Origin of the sequence: Pseudomonas sp. BW7P1 (assembly GCF_024981055.1) — a bacterium.
GTDB classification, from domain to species: domain Bacteria; phylum Pseudomonadota; class Gammaproteobacteria; order Pseudomonadales; family Pseudomonadaceae; genus Aquipseudomonas; species Aquipseudomonas bananamidigenes.
Window position 1 is genome coordinate 2,491,971 of record NZ_CP103374.1, and the last position, 20,624, is coordinate 2,512,594.

Here is a 20,624-nt window from a genome sequence, read left to right on the forward strand (position 1 = left end):
CTATGAGCACCCCCATCGATCTCAATGCCCTCAAGGAACGCCAGAAGGTCGCCTGGGCCAGCGGCGACTACGCGGTGATCGGCACCACCTTGCAGATTGTCGGTGAGAACCTCGCCGAAGCCTGCGATTTGCGTTGCGATGAAGAAGTACTCGACGTGGCGGCCGGCAATGGCAATGCCACGCTGGCGGCGGCGCGTCGGGGTTGTCGGGTGTTGTCCACCGATTATGTCGCGGCCCTGCTGGAGCGCGGTCAGGACCGGGCGCGGGCCGAACATCTGGACGTGACCTTCCAGGTGGCCGACGCCGAAGCGCTGCCGTTCGACGACGCCAGTTTCGATGCGGTGCTGTCGACCTTCGGTGTGATGTTCGCCCCGGATCAGGCCAGGGCGGCGCAGGAACTGGCCAGGGTCTGTCGCCCCGGCGGGCGGATCGGGCTGGCCAACTGGACACCGGAAGGTTTCGTCGGCCAGATGTTCAAGACCCTTGGCCGCCACCTGCCGCCGCCACCCGGTGCGCAGCCCCCGTCGAACTGGGGCGCGCAAGCGTGGCTGCATTCGCAGTTCGATGATCGCCAGTTCCGGTTACAGGTGACTCGCCGCCACTTCAATTTTCGTTATCGCTCGGCGGCGCACTTCATTGACATTTTTCGCCACTGGTACGGACCGGTGCACAAGGCGTTCGCCGTGTTGCCACCGGAAAGCGGGCAGGCACTGGAAAGGGATCTGACGCAACTGATCGACGGGCTGAACCGGGCTGGGCCGGACTCGATGGTGGTGCCGAGTGAGTATCTGGAGGTGGTCATCACCAGGCGCTGAACCTTGTGGGAGCGAGCCTGCTCCCACAGGTTTTTCTATTTCAGATGGGCACCGTCAAACCATTCAAGCGCCGTGCGCCAGAAGCAGATGCCGAGGAAATAAGCCGATGCCAGCAGCCACAAACCCATCACCAGCGGGTTGATCACCGGGTGGTTGAGCACCAGCGACAGGCTGCACAACAGCCAGATTGCCGTCACCGCAATATTGATCGGCATGAAGCGGCGCACGCGAAACGGGTGCAGGAATTTCATCCGGGTCACGGTCAGCAGTGCCAGACCGATCACGGTCAGGAAGGTAATCCACGGACCGGGTTCGATGATGTACAGACACAGCGCGACCACGTTCCACGCAGCAGGGAAACCGACGAAGTAGTTGTCCTTGCTCTTCATGTTGACGTTGCAGAAGCAGAACAGCGACGACACCAGAATCAGCGACACGGTCAGCAGCAGGGTGTAATCGGGAAGGGGAATGTAGCGATAGATGAACAACGCCGGAATGAACACGTAAGTCAGGTAATCGATCACCAGATCGAGGATCGAGCCGTCGAAACTCGGCAACACCGATTGCACGTTGACCTTGCGCGCCAGCGCCCCGTCGAGGCCGTCGACGATCAATGCGACGCCCAGCCACATCAGGCAGTGGGTCGCCTGGTTTTCCAGCAGGGCGAGAGTGGCGAGGAAGGCGGTGACCACGCCGGTCGCGGTGAAACCATGGGCGCCCCAGGCCTTGAGCCTGGCGATGTGAACGGTCGATATCACGGAGGCGGTCTCCAGAAAGTGAAGCAGGCCGGGAACCAGCAACAGGCATGCGGCCAACCGGGTCGGGTTGCAGCTATCGACCGGCCGGGCCGGGATAAGGTTCACCCACTCATGAATGTTAGCTGGCAACGGGATTTTTTCGACGCACAAATCGCCTGCCCGTCCCGGTGTCGGCCAAACGGTGCTGGCACAAGCCGCAGGCGGGTCTATCGTTGCCTGACGCTGTTATGCCTTTGCTTGAGGATGACGTCATGAACACCCGTGATCTGCTCGAACAACTGCTGCGAGGCCAGGCCTCGGCGGGACAACAAAGTGGCGCCTCGGCCGGCGACGGTCTCGGAGGTCTCGGCGGTCTGCTGGGTGGGCTGCTCGGTGGCGGTGGCGCCAACGGCGGTGGTGTGCCTGCCGGCGGACTGGGTGGCTTGCTCGGTGGATTGCTCGGCGGTGGAGGACTGGGCGGTGGTACGCCAGGTCGTTCCGGTGGCACCCACTACGCGGCACTGGCTTCGCTGGGCATGATGGCATTCCAGGCGTACCGGGCCTGGCAACGCAGTCAGGCGTCAGCGGCCCCGCAACAGACACCGCAGACTGCGGACCTGCTGGCCGGCCCGCAGGTCGAGGAACATAGCCATGCGGTGTTGCGCGCATTGATTGCGGCGGCCAAGGCCGATGGACGAATCGACGAGTCGGAAAAACGCTTGATCGGCAGTGAAATCGGCCGCCACACCGATGACCCGAATCTTCAGCAATGGCTGGACGCCGAAGTCGCCAAACCTCTCGATGCCCGCGAAGTTGCGCAGGCGGCGAACAGCGATCCGGCCGTGGCTGCCGAAATGTATATCGCCAGTGTGATGCTGGTAGACGATCAGCAGGACGCCGAACGCAATTATCTGGATGAGCTGGCGGCGGCGCTGCAGATCGATCCCGAGTTACAGGTGCATCTGGAACAGCAGGCCAAAGGTACAGCGTGAAACGGGTCATCACCCGGGCCCCGGACGTTTCCATCCGTCCGGGGCTTTTTTACACCGATTGAATTTTTCCGTGCCGGCGTCGCTCTTCTGCATAACAGCAGCCGATTGCAGCCGGAGCCGCCATGAACAGAAACCTCGACGACTACAACCGCATGCGCGACTTCTCGGCAACCTCGGAGCCGGCAGCGGTCAAGCGTCGGGGCAGGAAGGCCGGGACCGACCACGCGTTACAGTTCTGCATTCAGAAGCACGATGCCTCGCACCTGCATTACGACTTTCGCCTGGAGCTCGACGGTGCGCTCAAAAGCTGGGCGGTGCCCAAGGGCCCTTCGCTCGACCCCAAGGTCAAGCGCCTGGCGATCCACGTCGAAGACCATCCGCTGGATTACGCCACCTTCGAAGGCCACATTCCCGAAGGGCACTACGGCGCAGGGGATGTGATCGTCTGGGATCGCGGCGTGTGGATTCCACTGGAGGATCCGCAAAAGGCCTACGCCAGGGGCAAGCTCAAGTTCGAGTTGCAGGGTGAAAAACTCGGGGGCGTGTGGAATCTGGTTCGTACCCATATGCCGGGCAAGAAGGAACAGTGGTTCCTGATCAAACATCAGGACGACGCCGCCCGGCCGCAAGACGAATACGACGTACTGGACGCCGAACCGGACAGCGTGCTCAGCGAGCGCACGCTGGTCGACAAACCGAAGCTCGACGCCAGGCAAGTCAAACCGCTGAAGCCGGCACCGCGCAAATCCGCGTCGGGCAAGCTTGTCGGCGCGCACAAGGCACGACTCCCCGCGCTGTTGAAGCCACAACTGGCCACGCTGGTAGACAGTGCGCCCCAAGGGGAATGGAGCTACGAAATCAAGTTCGATGGCTACCGGATCATGGCGCGCATCGATCATGAGCAGGTGCAGTTGTTCACCCGTAACGGCCATGACTGGACGCACAAACTGCCGGAACATGCCCGGGCACTCGCGGCCCTGGGACTGGAGTCGGCATGGCTTGACGGTGAAGTGGTGGTCGCCAACGAAAACGGCGTGCCGGATTTTCAGGCGCTGCAGAACGCCTTTGACGCCAACCGCAGTGCCGACATCCTTTATTACCTGTTCGACCTGCCTTACCTCAATGGCGTCGACCTGCGCGAAGTTCCGGTGCAAGAGCGCCGGGCTGCGCTGGCCACGGTATTGAAGGCTCACGAGCAGCCGTTGCTGCGTTTCTCCGAAGCCTTCGACGAAACCCCGCAGGCGTTGCTCAACAGCGCCTGCCAGATGCAGATGGAAGGCCTGATCGGCAAACGTCTCGGCTCACCCTATGTGTCCCGGCGCAGCAGTGACTGGATCAAGCTCAAGTGCAAGCACCGCCAGGAGTTCGTGATCGTTGGCTACACCGATCCGAAAGGGGCGCGCAGTGCCTTTGGTGCGCTGCTGCTCGGCCTGCATGACCGCGACAGCGGCGAGCTGCGTTATGCCGGCAAGGTCGGCACCGGTTTCAATGAGGTCACCCTGAAAACACTGCTGGCCCGGCTCAAGCCGTTGCGGGCAAAAAAGACTGCACTGGCCAACCCGCCCAGTGGTTTCGAGGCCAAGGGGGTGCACTGGCTCAAGCCGCAGCTGCTGGCAGAGGTGGCGTTTGCCGAAATGACCCGGGAAGGTTCGGTTCGCCATGCCGTGTTCCATGGTCTGCGCGATGACAAACCGGCGGCGCAAATTACCGAGGAGCGAGCAAAGCCAATGACAACTTCAGCCACCAGGACCTCCGCGAAAAAACCTGCGACCACCGCCAGGGCAGCGTCGCAAGCCGGACTGGTCAGCGGCAAGGTCAGAATCACCCACCCGGACCGGGTGATCGACGCCACCAGCGGCACCACCAAGCTGCAACTGGCCGAGTATTACGCCAGCGTCGCCGACTGGATTCTGCCGCAGCTCAAGGATCGGCCCGTGGCGCTGGTGCGGGCCCCGGATGGCATCGCCGGTGAACTGTTCTTCCAGAAAAACGCCGAACACCTGGCGATCCCCGGCATCCGCACCCTGGACAAGCATGTCACCGGGCAACCGGTGATGTTGATCAACAACGCCGAAGCGCTGATCGGCGCGGTGCAGATGAGCACCGTAGAACTGCACACCTGGAATGCCACCACGGTAGACCTGGAGAAACCCGACCGCTTCGTTCTCGACCTCGACCCGGATCCGGCGCTGCCGTGGAAGAGCATGGTGGAAGCCACAGCGCTGACCTTGAGCGTGCTGGACGAACTGGGTCTCAAGGCTTTCCTCAAAACCAGCGGCGGCAAGGGCATTCACTTGGTGGTGCCGTTGACCCGCAAGCATGGCTGGGACGAAGTGAAGGATTTCAGCCATGCCATCGTCAGCCATATGGCCCGCTTGCTGCCGGAGCGATTCTCGGCGGTGTCGGGGCCGAAGAATCGCGTGGGACGGATTTTCATCGATTACCTGCGCAACGGTCTGGGCTCCACGACCATTTGCGCCTACGCCGCCCGTACCCGGGAAGGGCTGCCGGTATCGGTGCCGCTGTTTCGGGAGGAAGTCGGCGACATCAAGGGCGCTGATCACTGGAATGTGCGCAATGTTCACGAGCGGCTGGCGGATGTCGGCGACGAGCCCTGGGCCGACATGAAGAAAGCCCGTCAGAGCATCACTGTCGAGATGCGCAAACGGGTCGGTATGAAAAAGTGATCAGGCGTCACGTAACAAGTCGTGAGCGTTGAGCAGTTCGAAGGCGATTTCCGGATGCTTTTCCAGGCCTCGGCGAATGGCCGCCGGGATCGCCTGGCGAGTCTTGCGGCACATGCCCGGCAGTTCGTCGATTTCGATGGCGATGCCGCGCATGGTTCGTACTTCGTTGAAGCCTGGAGCGATGTCCAGGCGAATCCCCAACTGCTCGTACATCCGCTGTTGCAGGCGTTCGAGATCGGCCAGGCTTTGCAGGTTTTCCAGGCGCTCGAGCAGACGTTTTTCCTCCTGGCGCGTCAGCAACAGGATGCGCAGATCGGCGCCGGGCATTTCCAGCAACGGATCACGCCCGCAGATGCAGGCGCCGGGCGGGCAGGGGGAGCGGATCGGGGCGGAAATCGTCATGGCCTCCATCATAGAGGCCGTTCGACGATTTTGCCCATGGTCGCCCGACTACCGTCCATCGGCAGAGCGCGAAGGTGGCAAATCCGTCCGCCACCGTCATCGAGCATGGGACTGTTACTGCGACAGGCCTTCGTAATGGGCCAGGATCGCATTGGCCAGCTCTTCATCACTGGCGTTCAGTCCAGGGTTGGCCTGACGAACCTGTTGCAGCGCCGACTCAAGGTAAGCGCCACGGATCGCTCCGCCGCTGGCGACGAACGCGGACAGGTCGTCACGGGCCGGAATCACCATTTTGTGATCCTTGAAGGTGGAATACAGCGATGCGGAAACACCCGCCGAAGTAGCGACATCTCCCGCATCCACGCGGGCGAAGGCCGAGCCGAATGGCAGGCAGAGCACAAGAGACGAAACAAGTAATAAACGACGCATGACGGTGTTCCTCCAGCAGCGTAAAGCGAAAAGGAATTACCACATAATGTGAGAGGTGCGGCTTGACCGGGAGTTCCGTGCAGGATGGCAGAAGGTCGCGGCATAAAGTGGGACCGGGTGCACAGTCTTCGATGGTGCGAGGCGGGCGCTGACATACATTGCGACGCTCTGATGCGGCAGGCGAGTGGAAATAGGCTTAACTGAAACGCTGAAAGGCTCGTTTCAGGGCGCTCAGGGAGGATCCACCGTGTCGATCAAACTGCGTTTGGTGTTGCTGATCGCGACCAGTCTGCTGACGGCGCTGATCGTGAGCCTGGTCAGTTATGTCGGTAACCAGCGGATGGCGTCGGCAGTCAGTGACAACGCGGTCAGCATGAGCGCACTGCGCAATCACATGGAAGCCGACATGATGCATGACGCCCTGCGTGCCGACGTCTATTCGGCCATGCTGGTGGGGCTGGGCAAAGGCGCCGGCACGGCGGACGAGGTGCGCCGCTCCGTCGAAGAGCATGCCGCGCATTTTCGCGAAGTCCTCGGCGAAAACCTCAAACTGCCTCTGGACCCCTCGATCCGTACAGCGCTGGAGCAGATCCGGCCGAGTCTCGATACTTACATCAACGCAGGCGAGCGGATTGTCGGGCTGGCGCTGGACAACCCGGACACGGCGCAGCAGGAGCTCGGTACGTTCAGTGCCGCGTTCAGCCAGCTCGAAGAACAGATGGCCTCCTTGAGCGAGCTGATCGAAAGCAATACCCGGCAGACCAGCCAGGGTACCGAAGCCGCGATCCGTAATGCCAACATGGCTCTTGGCATTGTGCTGATCGCCAGCCTGTTGCTGCTGGCGGTTCAGGGGCGCTGGGTGATCCTGGGCATCATCGGTCCATTGAAAACCGCCAGCCGCATTGCCGAAAGCATTGCCCATGGCAACCTCGGCGAGTCGATCGCCGAGCCATCGGGCAAGGACGAGGCCAGCGCGCTGATCCGTACGCTGGCAACCATGCAGCGGGATCTGCGCGAGATGATCGACGTGGTACGGCGCAATGCCCACGGCGTCAGTGGCATGAGCGAGCAACTGAGCCACGGCTGCCATCGGGTGGCCGACAGCAGCCAGCAGCAAAGCGCCGCGGCAGGCACCATGGCCGCCGCCGCGAGCCAGATGACCGCCAGCATCGAAGAAATCACCCGGCATGCCGAGCGGGCCCTGAGCATGGCCAGTCAGGCCGAGGCGCTGGCCAAGAATGGCGGGCAGGTCATTCATCAGGTGGTCAGCGACATGGATGACATCGCCCGTTCCGCCCAGCAGTCGGCGCAGGTGATTCGCACCCTGGATCATGAGTCCGAGGGCATTTTCAACATCATCCAGGTGATCAAGAGCATCGCTGACCAGACCAACCTGCTGGCGCTTAACGCGGCCATCGAAGCCGCACGGGCGGGGGAGCAGGGCAGAGGGTTTGCGGTGGTCGCCGACGAGGTGCGCAGCCTGGCTGCCCGTACCAGCGCCTCCACTCAGGAAATCGCCGCGATGGTCGCCCGCATCCAGAACAGCACCCGCGAAGCGGTCAGCAGCATGGAGGCAGGGGTGGCGCAGGTGGACAAAGGCATGGCCGTCACCGCTGATGTCGAGCGCGCCATCCGTGAAATCCTCGATGCCACTCTCAACACCACACAACTGGTCAACGACATCACCCGCACCATCGGCGAGCAGAGCCAGGCCAGCAACGAAATCGCCCATCAGGTGGAAATGATCGCCGGCATGTCGGAAGGCAACAGCAAGGTGATCGGCGAAACGGCGAATACGACGGATGAACTGTCCAGTCTGGCGGGGCGACTGGCACAGTCGGTGGATCGGTTCAGACTTTGAGCCGCACCCTCCCGATCTCATTTGTAACAATTGTGCGGCGGGAAAGGTCGGCCAAAAGGCTGAAAGGCTTCAGCCAGAGCCATTTCAAGGGTCATGTTCGGCGATTGGCCGCCGATAAGTCCCCAGGCGGATAAAGACCATCAAGTCGGGAACAGACGCGCGGGTTTGTCCTGACGTGATATTCTTCGCGCCACTTGGTTTGACCCCATTCAGTCTGGCGCGCTTTTCGGCGGGCCGACCGAACCCCTGTCGCTCAAGTAGCTGAAGCCAATAATGATAAAAAGTCAGTTCAGAAGGGACATATAACTGAGGTCGACGCAGCCTGTCGGCCTTGTGTGCCCACCCGTCAAAATTGAAGTGTGCCGGACTCCGCGGCGCTGGCCTGAGTGTCGCGAGAACAGGGGAACGCATACGTACAACAGCGGCGGGCGGAAGACGTTTTATCATAGGTGCAACAGATGTTTAAAAAAGTGAACACAGCCCTGCTGGGGCTGGCTTTGGCGATGGGGATGTCGTCCGCCAATGCCGAAGAAGCAAAGAAAGTCGACGTCCTGCTGATCGGCGGCGGCATCATGAGCACCACCCTGGGTGTGTGGATCAATGAGCTGGAACCGAGCTGGTCGATGGAAATGGTCGAGCGCCTCGACGGCGTCGCCCTGGAAAGCTCCAACGGCTGGAACAACGCCGGTACCGGTCACTCCGCCCTGGCCGAGCTGAACTACACCCCGGAAGACGATAAAGGCAACGTCACGATCCCGAAAGCCGTCGAGATCAACGAAGCGTTCCAGGTCTCCCGTCAGTTCTGGGCCTGGCAGGTTCAGCAAGGCGTTCTGAAGAACCCTCGCTCGTTCATCAACACCACGCCGCACATGAGCTTCGTGTGGGGCGATGACAACATCAAGTTCCTGAAAAAGCGCTACGAAGCCCTGCAGGCAAGCCCGCTGTTCGCCGGCATGCAGTACTCCGAAGACCCGGAAGTGATCAAGAAGTGGGTCCCGCTGATGATGGAAGGGCGTGACCCGAACCAGAAGATCGCGGCCACCTGGAGCCCGCTGGGCACCGACATGAACTTCGGCGAAATCACCCGCCAGTTCGCCGGTTACCTGCAGACCAAGCCTAACTTCGACCTGAAACTGTCGAGCGAAGTACAGGACATCACCAAGAACGCCGACGGCACCTGGCGCGTCAGCTACAAGAACCTGAAAGACGGCACCAAGACTGAAACCGACGCCAAGTTCGTGTTCATCGGCGCCGGCGGCGGTGCCCTGCACCTGCTGCAGAAGTCCGGTATCGAAGAAGCCAGGGAATACGCCGGCTTCCCGGTAGGCGGCTCGTTCCTGGTGACCGATAACCCGGCCATCGCCGAGCAGCACCTGGCCAAGGCCTACGGTAAAGCATCGGTCGGCGCGCCGCCGATGTCCGTTCCGCACCTGGACACCCGTGTCCTGGACGGCAAGCGCGTCATCCTGTTTGGCCCGTTCGCGACCTTCAGCACCAAGTTCCTGAAAGAAGGTTCGTACCTGGACCTGCTGACCAGCACTACCACTCACAACATCTGGCCCATGACCAAGGTCGGCATCAAGGAATACCCGCTGGTCGAGTACCTGGCCGGTCAACTGATGCTGTCGGATGAAGACCGCCTGAACGCGCTGAAGGAATACTTCCCGAACGCGAAAGCCGAAGACTGGCGCCTGTGGCAGGCCGGCCAGCGCGTGCAGATCATCAAGCGTGATGAAGCCGCTGGCGGCGTGCTGAAACTGGGCACCGAAATCGTTGCTTCGAAGGACGGCTCCATCGCCGGTCTGCTGGGCGCATCCCCAGGCGCGTCGACCGCTGCACCGATCATGCTGAGCGTGCTGCAGAAAGTCTTCAAGGACAAGGTCGCTACCCCTGAGTGGCAAGCCAAGCTGCACCAGATCGTTCCAAGCTACGGCACCCAGCTGAACAACGATCCGGCCAAAGTGGCCGAAGAGTGGGCTTACACCGCCAAGATCCTGCAACTGCCAACGCCTCCGGCGATTGGCCAGGTTGCACCTGCGGCGGCACCTGCTTCGGCTGAAAAGCCACAGGCTCCGAAAGAAAGCGCTGCACGTGACATGGCGCTGTAATTAGACAGCCCGACCCAAATGGGATGGGCTATCTGAATTGCTAAGTGTGTGACAAGAAAAACCCGCTGGCCCTTACAGGTTCAGCGGGTTTTTTTCTTTCTAATTCGGCTATAAAAAAACCATCAGAATGATGGCATTTTGATTTCTTCTGGGCTTATGCTGTCGTTGCAACTGCACAGAACTGCTGAGTCGATATTCATCGGTGCTGGGGTTTTGAACGGTTGATCAGGTCCCATTGAGGCCTGCAATTCTATGGAGCTTTGTTTGTGATGGAGTTATCTAGTGCCAAATATTAATCTTCAAGCCTACTGGGGAGCGACCAGTTTTAATCTGGAATGTCATGAACTGAAGGAGTTAAGGGCGTATTTGGCGAATCGGCCGTCAGGGATGATTGTGGTCGGTGCCTGGTCCTTCGAGTGGAAGAGTGACGTCCTCTATTTTTCTAGTGGTGGCATCCCGGGCAAGTATTATATTGATATGACTCTGAAGGACATCATTGCTGTAATTGACGCTGCTATTGCCCAGTTCTGTTGATAAGTAAAGGGTAGATTTTTCTTGGGTTTAGGGAGCGAAGAAATGGCGGTAAAAATTCAGGCGTTTTCTGAAGAAAAGTTTAAATGTTTCGTTCGTTACATGATTCAGGTTGCCAAGCAAAAGCGCTGTGTTACGTATGTTGAGCTGGAAAACTCCTTTGGTTTAGGGCATGGCCAGGTTGGGTGGTATGCGGGAAAGTTAGGCGATTATTGTAACGCCAAGGGTTTGCCACTCCTGAATGGATTGATTATAAGCAGCACTGATTGTGTCCCTAGCAATGGTTTTGATTGGTATGAAGCTCAGTATGGGAAGACATGGGGTGAAATTGTTAGCGAATGTTTTAAATGTTTTCACGTAACCTCTTCAAGAGCTAAGCAATCAGAGGGTTTTAGCGGTCGCGATGCAGATGTTGGCAGTTTTTTGAAGGAAAGTGGCACCCCTCAGTATCTGGAGGATTAAACGTTCAGGCTGGATAAGAGCTCCGTCGCATTTTTTGAGATGGAGCTCTTTATGTTTTCAGATCGGATCCCCCCCGCGGTGGCATCTCTTACAGGCGTTTTGAAGAATCAAACTTTGCGCTTGCAAGATAAGCCCCAAGCCGCCGCCCCATCTCTTCCCCCAACGCCTGCAACCCGCTCAACGGCCGTACCATCACCTCGAATTCAACAATCTTCCCCTGTTCATCGAAGCGAATCATGTCGATGCCTTTCAGCTCTTTCGCCCCGACCTTCGCGCTGAATTCCAGCACCACGTTCAAGCCATCTGCTGTCGCCAGCTCTCGGTGATATTTGAAGTCTTCGAACACGTTGAACACGGTGTTGAGGATCATCGAGACCACGGGTGCGCCGGGGTAAGGCGTGTGGGCCATCGGCGAGCGGAATACGGCTTGCGGATCGAGCAGGTCGGGCAGGGCCTTCAGGTTGCCGGTACGAATCATCTCGTGCCAGCGGTTCAGGGATTCGGCGGCGTTGGGGTGCAGGTTCAGTTCGGACATGGTTTCACTCCTGTATTTTTGTTGTTCTTGGCCTGGCGCCAATCACTCTAGATCAAAGCGGCGCAAGGGAAACCATCCGTAGTGGTCTGAATAGCGAAGCATGCACAGGCCAGATCCATCTGATCCGCTTTTTCCGGTTGAATCTGCATCTGTAACCGTCTCAGCCAGGCGCCCAGAATAGCCCTGCGGTTCGGCCACACAGCACGCCCTTCATTCCGAAGCGCCCGGTGCGCCGGACATTCAGTATTCAGGAGGCCTGTATGGCTAAGATGGCGATTTTCCTCGGCGGCTTTCTTGTGTTGACCATCATGATCGGTGTTCTGGCCACGATTTCTCCGGTCTGAGTCATTCCGTGCCAGTCGGTCTTGCGCGGGCCGTGACTGGTATCTGCGCAGAATCTGGTCTAAACCGGGGTATCCCTTTACTGGAGTACCCACCGTGGCTTCCAAGGCATGGACTCGCTGATCAACGCCGCCGGCCACGCCCTGGCGGCGGGTGATCCGTTGGCGGCGCTGAATTTCGTGGCTTTGCGCGAAGATCCGCCTGCCCTGGCTCTGCGCGGAATCGCCATGGCCCAGCTCGGCGACATGGCGCGGGCCAAGGCATTGCTGCAACGGGCGGTAAAAGCGTTCGGCGCCAACGAGCCGTTGTCCCGGGCGCGCTGCGTGGTGGCCCAGGCCGAAGTGGCGCTGGCAGCGCGGGATCTGGGCTGGCCGGTGAAGGCGCTGGAGGCGGCGCGGCAGACACTGCACGATCACGGCGACTGGCTCAATGCGGCGCACGCGCGCTATTTGCAGATCCGTCGGTTGTTGTTGATCGGGCAGTTGAATGAGGCTGATGCGCTGCTCGATGAACAGGACCCAGCACCGTTACCCCCGACCTTGCGCGCCGCCCATGAACTGATGTCAGCCGGGATCGCGCTGCGGCGTGTGCAGGCGCAAAAGGCGCAAGCGGCGCTGGAGCGTGCGCAACGGGCGGCGCAGCTGGCCGACATTCCGGCGCTGCTGGCGGAGATCGAACACGCCCGGCAAACCCTCGACGCTCCCGCCGCCCGATTGCGCATTGCCGGTGACGTGAAAGCGGTGACGCTCGCGCAGGTCGAAGCCTTGTTTGCGTCTGCGACGTTGGTGATCGACGCCTGTCGTTACAGCGTGCGCGGCGCCGGCATGACGGTAGCGCTGGCTACACGACCGGTGCTGTTCAATCTGCTTCAACTGCTCGCTGAAGCCTGGCCGGGGGATGTTCCGCGAGAGACGCTGATCGCCAGGGCCTTCCGTTTGAAACTCGATGATGAGTCTCACCGCGTCCGATTGCGGGTCGAGATTGGCCGGCTGCGCTCTGCACTGAAGCCGTTGGCCGGAATCACTGCGACGTCCCGTGGCTATGCGCTGGCTGCGCAAGACGTGGCGCTGCTGACATTGCCGCTCGAAGACAGACACGCCGCACTGTTGGCCCTGCTCGCCGACGGCGAGGCGTGGTCAAGTTCGGCGCTGGCGCTGGCCTTGGGCAGCAGTCAGCGTCAGGTACAACGGGCGCTGGAAACGCTGGCCGGGCAAGACAAGGTCCAGGCGTTCGGTGTCGGCCGGGCACGACGCTGGCTGACGCCGCCGGTGCCGGGTTTCGCGACGATCTTGTTACTCCCGGTGTCGTTGGGTAATGGCTAGGCTGGACTCACCCACTCAACGAGGTAGTCAGCATGAAACAGGCAAACGCAGAAATCCTTCGGGAATACGGCCCGTTTGAAGGCATCCATGGCGTCCACGGTGTGACCTTCGACGGCCAGCAGGTCTGGTTCGCCAGCGACGGCCAGCTCAATGCACTGGACCCGGTCAGCGGCGAAACGGTGCGCACGATCAAGGTCGGCGCTGATGGTGGCACCGCGTTCGATGGCAAGCATCTGTATCAGATCGCCGACCGCCGAATCCACAAGATCGATCCGGCCACCGGCAAGGTGCTCCATACCATCGCGGCGCCCGGCGGGGGAGGCGATTCGGGCATGGCCTGGGCCGAGGGCACGTTGTGGGTCGGGCAGTATCGCGAGCGCAAGATCCATCAGATCGACCCGGAAACCGGCAAGATCCTCCGTACGCTGGAGTCGAACCGCTTTGTCACCGGCGTGACCTGGGTCGACGGTGCGCTGTGGCACGGGACGTGGGAGGGCGACGAAAGCGAGATCCGGCGCATCGATCCGGGCAACGGCGAAGTGCTCGAAAGCCTTGCGTTGCCCGTCGGCATCGGTGTCTCGGGACTGGAAGCCGATGGCGGTGAGCGTTTCTACTGTGGCGGTGGGAACACCAGCAGTGTGAAGGCGGTGCGCCGGCCCACGTGAAACCTCACGGCGCGCCGAACAGCATCGTCCAGTACACGCCGTTGTCACTGCGGGCGTCACTGGCAAAACCGGCGCCGACCTGGGTGAACATCGGGTTCATCAGGTTGGCGCAATGCCCGGGGCTGGCGAGCCAGCCGGCCATTGCACTGCTCGGCGAACTTTGCCCGGCGGCGATGTTCTCGCCGATCTGCCGGCCACGGTAGCCGGCGGCGCGGGCCCGGTCGGCCGGCATATCGCCGTCCGGGTCCTGATGGGCGAAATAGTTGCCGTAGGCCATGGCCTTGCTGTGGCCCAGGGCAGCGGCGCCGAGGGAAGGGTTCCAGCTCAAGGGCCGGGCAGCGGCGAAACGCTGGCGTCCGCACAGACGCGGCCGGGCGCGGGCAGCGTTGACTTGTGCCAGCAGGGCCTTGCCGACACTGCGGTTGTCGCCCATGTGACTGTCAATGACTGGCCGCGCCAGTACTACCTGCCATTCGTTGCGGGCGCGGCTGATGCCGATGTCGGCGTACTGCGCATCGACCAGTGCGCTGCAATGTTCGTCCTGCAACTGATCGAACGCCTCTTCGGCATCCTCGGCCCCGACAATGCGGATGCTGCGCACGGCCACCGCCGCATAACCGGAAGCCTTCAACTGCTCGCGCAATCCACCGCCGTAGCCATAGCCGATGGGCAACGCAATATTCTGTTTGAGCGCCAGGGGTGCCAGACGTTGTGCCGCACGCCGGTCACAGCGTTGCGGATGGGCGCGCAGGTCATTGATGGCGGCCGCCAGTTGGCGTTCCGCGCCGGCATGGGCAGAGGAGGCGAGCAAGGGAGAGAGGATCAACAGGCACAGCGAAACGAAGCGAGACGAACGAACGGCGTGGCGCATGGGACGCAAGACTCTGAAAAAAGACAGCGCTGACAGGGAGTTAACCGCGAATACGGCGCGCGTAGGACTGGCCTTTTTGTACTTGGTTCACGAAGCGGCGGGGGCTTTCGCCGGCTGCCGACGAAGTGCACAAATGCCGTTCAGCGATTCAGCATTTCCTTCATCGATTGCAGGTATTGCGGCCGCTCGGAAATCGAGTTGTGCGCCGAATCCTTCACGACTTCGAGCGTCGCCACACCGTCGGGAAAGCTGTGCAGCAGGCGCTCCGTGCTGGCCCGGGGGACAACCTCGTCATCGCTCGCTGCCAACAGCAGCGTCGGCGCACGGATGTGCGCCGCATATCTGCCCGATTCGAAACGCTCCTTCAGCAGCCACTTCACCGGCACCCACGGGTAATGCTTGGCGGCGAGCTCTACAAGGCTGTTGAACGGCGTGACCAGAATCAGCCGTTTCACCGGTCGTTGGCTGGCCAGTCGTACCGCAACGCCGGAGCCCAGACTGCGCCCGATCAGGGCGACCTGCGGATGCCTGGCAAACACCTGATCGAACAACGCGAGGGCATCCCGGGCAATCGCTTCTTCGGATGGGGAATCGCCACTGCCACCGAAGCCGCGATAATGCAGCAGGTAGATCGCGTAGTCGGGAAACGCCTCGGCAAAGGCCGGCAGATTGCGCGAGACGTCCTCGGCATTGCCACCGAAATAGATCAACGCCCGCGCCCCTGAATGCTCGCGGACACTGACGCGAATGTCTGCATCGGGCATTGTCAGGGTCATCCGCGATTGCGCCGAATCCACTGAGCCTGACTGCGGAAAATAGATCAGCGAGCGCTGGAACACGAACAGCGCTGCACACAGGATCAGGTACAGCGCCAGCAGCAAAGCGACGAGTGACATCAGGATTCTGGACATTCGACTAACTTTAACGGGACGCGAAGGTTCGCCCATGCAGTGTAGTTGAGCCTTCCCCGGCGACCGCCGCACACAAGGTGCAACAACACAGAGGCGAGCATGAGCCACACTGAGGGTTGTTCACGTCGCCGTCTGCTCAAACTGGCAGCCGGTGTTACCGCACTTATCACCGTTGACCGGGCGTTGGCTGCCGCCACGTCGTCGAGTGCCCCCGGAGGCCTGACCATGCAGACCCGCGCCATCCCCTCCAGCTCCGAGCTGCTGCCTGTGGTAGGGCTGGGCACCTATCGTGGCTTCGACGTCGCGCCGGGCGAGCCGGCCTATAGACAATTGTCGGCGGTACTCGACGAGTTGTTCAGAAAGGGCGGCACGCTGATCGACAGTTCACCGATGTATGGCCGCGCCGAAGAAACCACCGGCGAGCTGCTGTCGATTCACGAACCGCGTTCACCGGCGTTTCTGGCGACCAAGGTGTGGACCCGCGGGCGCGAGGAGGGCATCGCGCAGATGGAAAACGCCTTTCGCCTGCTGCGCACCGAGCGTATCGACCTGATGCAGATCCACAATCTGCTGGACTGGCAGACTCACCTGCCGACCCTGCGTGAATGGAAGGAGCAGGGTCGCATCCGCTACATCGGCATCACCCACTACACGCCCTCGGCCTACGAGGAAGTAGAAGCAGTGTTGAAGGCCGAATCGCTCGACTTCCTGCAGATCAACTACGCCCTGGACGACCGTGGCGTTGAAAAACGCATCCTGCCGTTGTGCCGCGAGCGGGGTGTGGCGGTGATCTGCAACCGGCCGTTTGGCGGTGGCGGGCTGCTGGCCCGGCTCAAGGGTAAACCGTTGCCGGGCTGGGTGTCCGACGTGCAGGTCAACAGCTGGCCACAACTGGCGCTGAAGTTTTTGTTGTCGAACACCGCGGTGACTTGCGTGATCCCCGGCACCGGCAACCCGCGTTACATGGCCGACAATGCCGGCGCCGGGTTCGGGCCGATGCTGACCGATGCACAGCGCCAGCAGTTGATTGCACTGGTCGGGTAATTTTCATCGCGGGTGTGAATAGCGCACCAGCATCCCATGCTGGTGCGCCAGCGGATCAGATCATCGGCGGCAGTGAGTCCAGAATCTTGTCCAGGGTAATCGGATACTCCCGCACCCGCGCCCCGGTGGCGTTGTAGATCGCATTCGCCACCGCCGCACTGACCCCGCAGATCCCCAGTTCGCCCACGCCCTTGGCCTTCATTGGCGAAGAGATCGGGTCGGTTTCATCGAGGAAGATCACCTCCTGATGCGGGATGTCGGCATGCACCGGCACCTCGTAACCGGCCAGGTCGTGATTGACGAAAAAGCCCAGGCGTTTGTCCACCGCCAGCGCTTCCATCAGTGCCGCCCCGACCCCCATGGTCATGGCACCGATCACCTGGCTGCGGGCGGATTTCGGGTTGAGGATCCGCCCCGCAGAGCAGACCGCGAGCATGCGTCGCACGCGCACTTCCCCGGTGAAGGCATCGACCGCGACTTCGACGAAATGCGCACCGAAGGTCGATTGCTGATACTGCTTGGCGAGGTCAGCGAACTCAATGTTGTCCTCGGCTTCGATCGCGCCGTTTTGCGCGGCATTGCGCAATGGCACCTGTTGGCTGGCGAGCTGCACGTGACCCTCGGCGAACACCGCTTCGCCTTCGGTCATGCCCAGTTTCTTCGTCACCGCTTCGCGCAGTTTCATGCACGCGGCGTAGACCCCTGCAGTCGAGCAATTGGCGCCGAACTGACCGCCGGAGCCGGACGACACCGGAAAATTCGAATCCCCCAGATGCACTGTCACGTCCTCCAGGCTGACGCCCATCATTTCGGCTGCGGTCTGCGCGATGATCGTGTAGCTGCCGGTGCCGATATCGGTCATGTCGGTTTCCACGGTGATCTTGCCGTCACGCTCCAGCCGCACCTTGGCGCCGGATTTCACCAGCAGGTTATTGCGAATCGCTGCCGCCACGCCCATGCCGATCAGCCAGCGACCTTCGCGACGGGTGCCGGGTGTTGCGTTGCGCTTGTCCCAGCCAAAGTGTTCGGCACCGGTTTGCAGGCATTCGATCAGGCGTCGTCGGGAGAACGGTCGCTCGGTTTTCACCGGATCGACCTGGGTGTCGTTGAGGATGCGGAACTGGATCGGGTCGAGTTTGAGCTTTTCCGCCATCTCGTCCATGGCGATTTCCAGCACCATCAGCCCCGGGGCTTCGCCGGGGGCGCGCATGGCGTTGCCTTCCGGCAGGTCCAGCGGCGCGAGACGCATGCTCACCAGACGATTTTCCCCGGCGTAGAGCAACTGGCTCGGTTGCGCGGCAAGTTCGACCTTGCCCTCGGCCAGGTTGCCCGACCAGCCTTCGTGGGCGATGGCGGTGAGTTTGCCGTCCGCCGTGGCCCCCAAACGAATACGCTGGAGGGTGGCCGGGCGGTGCGTGGTGTTGTTGGCCATCTGTGGGCGGGCGAGGGCGACCTTCACCGGGCGGTTGGCCAGACGCGCGCCGAGGGCGGCCAGGATCGCGTCGGCGCGGATGAACAGCTTGCCGCCGAAACCGCCGCCGATGTAGGGCGAAATCAGCCGCACCTTGTCTTTGGGCAGGCCCAGTGTGGCGGCGATGTCACCGACGCTCCAGGCGATCATCTGGTTCGAGGTCCACAGGGTCAGATGATCGCCTTGCCAGGCGGCGAGAGTCGCGTGGGGCTCCATCATGGCGTGGGACTGGTCCGGGGTGCTGTAGGTCTGGTCGAACTGCACCGCAGCGGCGGCGAAGGCCGTGTCGAAGTCGCCGTGCCTCACGTCCGGCAACTCGTCCTTCGGCTCTACGCCTTGATCGCGCACGGCGGCCAGATCGAACCGGCCTTTGTCGACGCTGTACTCGACATGGACCAACTGCGCCGCAGCGCGGGCCTGTTCGAAGGTTTCGGCCACCACCAGCGCCACAGCCTGGTGATAGTGCTGCACCTCGGGGCCGGCCAGCAGATGCGCGGCGTTGTACTGGCCCTTGCCGAGCTTGCCGGCATTGGCCGCCGTGACGATGGCCAGCACGCCAGGGGCGGCGCGAGCCTGATCCAGGTCCATGCGCGTGATGCGGCCCTTGGCGATGGCGGAGCCGACCATGAAACCGTAGGCCTGATGCTGCGCGGCTTCATGCTGCTCGTAAGCGTAGGGTGCCTGACCGCTGGTTTTCAGCGGGCCTTCGATACGGTCGGTGGGCTGGCCGATGACCTTCAACCGGTCAATGGGGTTGGTGGTGGCGGGTGTGTCGAATTTCATGCTTCGTCCCTCGCTTGGGCCAGCACCGAGGCGAGCGTGCGCTCCACCAGCGTTACCTTGAACCGGTTGTCAGGGGTAGGCGTGGCGCCGTCGAGCAGGCGCGCACTGACGGCTTTCGCGCCTTGAGGCAGCAGCGTTTCGGCGGCCTCGACCCGCCAGGGTTTCGGCGCGATGCCACCGACGGCGACGCGGCCGCTGCCGTCCTTTTGCAGGATCAGACCGACGGACACCAACGCGAAGGCATAGGACGAGCGATCCCGCACCTTGTGATAGACGTGGGTGCCGCCCACCGGGGCGGGCAGGGTGACGCCGGTGATCAATTCGCCGGGTGTGAGCGCGGTTTCGATATGCGGCGTACTGCCGGGCAACGCGTGAAAATCGGCCATGGCGATGCGCCGGGTGCTGCCATCGGGTTTGAGGGTTTCGATCTGCGCATCCAGCGCCCGCAGGGCAATCGCCATGTCGCTCGGGTGTGTGGCAATGCACGCGTCGCTGACGCCGATGATCCCCAGCTGTCGGGTGACCCCGCCAATCGCCGCGCAACCACTGCCGGGATTACGTTTGTTACAGGCCTGGTTGGTGTCGTAGAAGTACGGGCAGCGGGTGCGTTGCAGCAGGTTGCCGGCGGTGGTTGCCATGTTGCGCAACTGCCCCGAGGCCCCGGCCAGCAAGGCACGGGAGAGCAGGGCGTAGTCTTTGCGCACACGCGGGTCGGCGGCCAGGTCGGTGTTGCGCACCAGCGCGCCGATCCGCAGACCGCCCTCGGGGGTGGCCTCGGTCTGGTCGAGGCCCAAGTGATTGATGTCGATCAACTGCTGCGGCGTTTCGATGTCGAGCTTCATCAAGTCCAGCAGGTTGGTGCCGCCGGCGATGAATCGCGCGCCTTGTGCTTGCGCCGCTTGCGCAGCGGCGGCGGGAGAGTCGGCGCGACTGTAATTGAACGCTCTCATGCCGAGACCTCCGCGACTTCGCTAATGGCTTCGATGATGTTGGAGTACGCACCGCAACGGCAGAGGTTGCCGCTCATGCGTTCCTGCAACTCGCTGGTGATCAGTTGCGGCGGCTCGGTCAGGCTGGGGCTGGCGTGACTGGGTATGCCGTCGCGAATTTCCTGGAGCACCGCCACCGCCGAGCAGATTTGCCCGGGCGTGCAATAGCCGCATTGATAACCATCATGCTTGATGAACGCGGCCTGCATCGGATGCAGCCGGTCCGGCAAACCGAGGCCTTCGACGGTGGTGACTTTGGCGCCGTCCTGCATCACGGCCAGGGTCAGGCAGGAATTGATTCGCCGGCCATCGACGATCACGGTGCAGGCGCCGCACTGGCCGTGGTCGCAGCCCTTTTTGCTGCCGGTCAGGTGAAGGTGTTCGCGCAGGGCGTCGAGCAATGTGGTGCGATTATCGACTTCAAGGGCCTGCGGCTTGCCGTTGACCTCAAACGTTATGTTGGCCATGGCCGGTTGCTCCAGATGGGCCGCATAGGCCTTGAGGCTGATGAAGGGTGGCAACGCAAACGCGGTGGCGGTCACGGCGCCGAGAATCAGAAACCGGCGTCGGGACAGCCCCGAGGGCGGATGATCGTTCATGGCTGGTAGTCCTCTGATCAGGTCGGGCGGGCGACAAATGACCCGCGCGTGAACGCCGGCGTGGTGGC

Annotated in this window: 19 protein-coding genes and 1 pseudogene; 11 read left to right on the forward strand and 9 right to left on the reverse strand. The window is 61.8% G+C overall.

The features are described from left to right. Positions 1–2 precede the first annotated feature (2 nt). Positions 3–815: a class I SAM-dependent methyltransferase gene (locus NWV16_RS11245; protein WP_260523064.1), complete on the forward strand. Its 813-nt coding sequence runs from the start codon at positions 3–5 to the stop codon at positions 813–815. Between the two features lie 35 nt (positions 816–850). On the opposite strand, the gene pcsA is transcribed toward NWV16_RS11245, so the two are convergent. Next, positions 851–1,573 (reverse strand): phosphatidylcholine synthase, encoded by a 723-nt coding sequence (gene pcsA, locus NWV16_RS11250; RefSeq protein WP_065260411.1) that lies wholly within the window; start codon positions 1,571–1,573, stop codon positions 851–853. A gap of 251 nt (positions 1,574–1,824) precedes the next feature. Here pcsA and NWV16_RS11255 point away from each other — a divergent pair, with 251 nt between their 5' ends. After that, the gene (locus NWV16_RS11255; RefSeq protein ID WP_260523065.1) at positions 1,825–2,544 is read left to right on the forward strand and encodes a tellurite resistance TerB family protein; all 720 of its coding nucleotides are present in this window, start codon (positions 1,825–1,827) and stop codon (positions 2,542–2,544) included. A 122-nt stretch (positions 2,545–2,666) separates the two neighbouring features. Next, positions 2,667–5,231 (forward strand): DNA ligase D, encoded by a 2,565-nt coding sequence (gene ligD, locus NWV16_RS11260; RefSeq protein ID WP_260523066.1) that lies wholly within the window; start codon positions 2,667–2,669, stop codon positions 5,229–5,231. On the opposite strand, the gene NWV16_RS11265 is transcribed toward ligD, so the two are convergent. Both NWV16_RS11265 and NWV16_RS11270 read right to left on the reverse strand, forming a co-directional pair. Beyond that, positions 5,232–5,633: a hypothetical protein gene (locus NWV16_RS11265; protein ID WP_260523067.1), complete on the reverse strand. Its 402-nt coding sequence runs from the start codon at positions 5,631–5,633 to the stop codon at positions 5,232–5,234. It lies immediately after the preceding gene. A 114-nt stretch (positions 5,634–5,747) separates the two neighbouring features. Then, positions 5,748–6,062, reverse strand: a complete 315-nt coding sequence (locus NWV16_RS11270; protein ID WP_065260365.1) for a DUF2388 domain-containing protein — start codon at positions 6,060–6,062, stop codon at positions 5,748–5,750. A 247-nt stretch (positions 6,063–6,309) separates the two neighbouring features. Here NWV16_RS11270 and NWV16_RS27815 point away from each other — a divergent pair. The 5 genes and pseudogenes from NWV16_RS27815 to NWV16_RS11290 all read left to right on the forward strand — a co-directional run. Further along, a pseudogene (locus NWV16_RS27815) lies at positions 6,310–7,068 on the forward strand (MCP four helix bundle domain-containing protein); the annotation flags it as partial. Between the two features lie 129 nt (positions 7,069–7,197). Continuing rightward, a complete protein-coding gene (locus NWV16_RS27820) occupies positions 7,198–7,923 on the forward strand; it encodes a methyl-accepting chemotaxis protein (protein ID WP_409519382.1) in 726 nt (241 codons plus the stop codon). Positions 7,924–8,381: 458 nt separating this feature from the next. Continuing rightward, positions 8,382–10,031 (forward strand): malate dehydrogenase (quinone), encoded by a 1,650-nt coding sequence (gene mqo / locus NWV16_RS11280; RefSeq protein WP_260523069.1) that lies wholly within the window; start codon positions 8,382–8,384, stop codon positions 10,029–10,031. Between the two features lie 282 nt (positions 10,032–10,313). Then, positions 10,314–10,565: a hypothetical protein gene (locus NWV16_RS11285; protein ID WP_260523070.1), complete on the forward strand. Its 252-nt coding sequence runs from the start codon at positions 10,314–10,316 to the stop codon at positions 10,563–10,565. 42 nt (positions 10,566–10,607) lie between these two features. Beyond that, a complete protein-coding gene (locus NWV16_RS11290) occupies positions 10,608–11,024 on the forward strand; it encodes a hypothetical protein (RefSeq protein WP_260523071.1) in 417 nt (138 codons plus the stop codon). Between the two features lie 88 nt (positions 11,025–11,112). Here the strand turns inward: NWV16_RS11290 and NWV16_RS11295 are convergent, their stop codons facing one another. Next, positions 11,113–11,559 (reverse strand): nuclear transport factor 2 family protein, encoded by a 447-nt coding sequence (locus tag NWV16_RS11295; protein WP_260523072.1) that lies wholly within the window; start codon positions 11,557–11,559, stop codon positions 11,113–11,115. Positions 11,560–12,011: 452 nt separating this feature from the next. On the opposite strand from NWV16_RS11295, the gene NWV16_RS11300 reads away from it, so the two are divergent. Continuing rightward, positions 12,012–13,223 carry a helix-turn-helix domain-containing protein gene (locus NWV16_RS11300; RefSeq protein WP_260523073.1) on the forward strand — a complete coding sequence of 404 codons (1,212 nt, stop codon included), beginning with the start codon at positions 12,012–12,014 and terminating at the stop codon, positions 13,221–13,223. Positions 13,224–13,255: 32 nt separating this feature from the next. Then, positions 13,256–13,888, forward strand: coding sequence for a PQQ-binding-like beta-propeller repeat protein (locus NWV16_RS11305; protein WP_260523074.1), 633 nt, complete (start codon positions 13,256–13,258; stop codon positions 13,886–13,888). A 4-nt stretch (positions 13,889–13,892) separates the two neighbouring features. Here the strand turns inward: NWV16_RS11305 and NWV16_RS11310 are convergent, their stop codons facing one another. After that, positions 13,893–14,759 carry a CAP domain-containing protein gene (locus NWV16_RS11310; protein WP_260523075.1) on the reverse strand — a complete coding sequence of 289 codons (867 nt, stop codon included), beginning with the start codon at positions 14,757–14,759 and terminating at the stop codon, positions 13,893–13,895. 140 nt (positions 14,760–14,899) lie between these two features. Next, a complete protein-coding gene (locus tag NWV16_RS11315; protein ID WP_260523076.1) occupies positions 14,900–15,670 on the reverse strand; it encodes an alpha/beta hydrolase in 771 nt (256 codons plus the stop codon). Positions 15,671–15,769: 99 nt separating this feature from the next. On the opposite strand from NWV16_RS11315, the gene NWV16_RS11320 reads away from it, so the two are divergent. Further along, positions 15,770–16,714 carry an aldo/keto reductase gene (locus tag NWV16_RS11320; RefSeq protein WP_260523077.1) on the forward strand — a complete coding sequence of 315 codons (945 nt, stop codon included), beginning with the start codon at positions 15,770–15,772 and terminating at the stop codon, positions 16,712–16,714. A gap of 55 nt (positions 16,715–16,769) precedes the next feature. On the opposite strand, the gene paoC is transcribed toward NWV16_RS11320, so the two are convergent. From paoC to paoA, 3 genes are read right to left on the reverse strand one after another with little or no spacing between them, the layout of a single operon-like run. Beyond that, positions 16,770–18,968 (reverse strand): aldehyde oxidoreductase molybdenum-binding subunit PaoC, encoded by a 2,199-nt coding sequence (gene paoC / locus NWV16_RS11325; protein ID WP_260523078.1) that lies wholly within the window; start codon positions 18,966–18,968, stop codon positions 16,770–16,772. Next, complete coding sequence (locus NWV16_RS11330; RefSeq protein ID WP_260523079.1) at positions 18,965–19,918, reverse strand: FAD binding domain-containing protein; 954 nt, start codon at positions 19,916–19,918, stop codon at positions 18,965–18,967. The genes paoC and NWV16_RS11330 overlap by 4 nt, the downstream gene beginning before the upstream one ends. Further along, positions 19,915–20,556, reverse strand: coding sequence for an aldehyde dehydrogenase iron-sulfur subunit PaoA (gene paoA / locus NWV16_RS11335; protein ID WP_260523080.1), 642 nt, complete (start codon positions 20,554–20,556; stop codon positions 19,915–19,917). Before paoA ends, NWV16_RS11330 begins: the two co-directional genes overlap by 4 nt. Positions 20,557–20,624 lie beyond the last annotated feature (68 nt).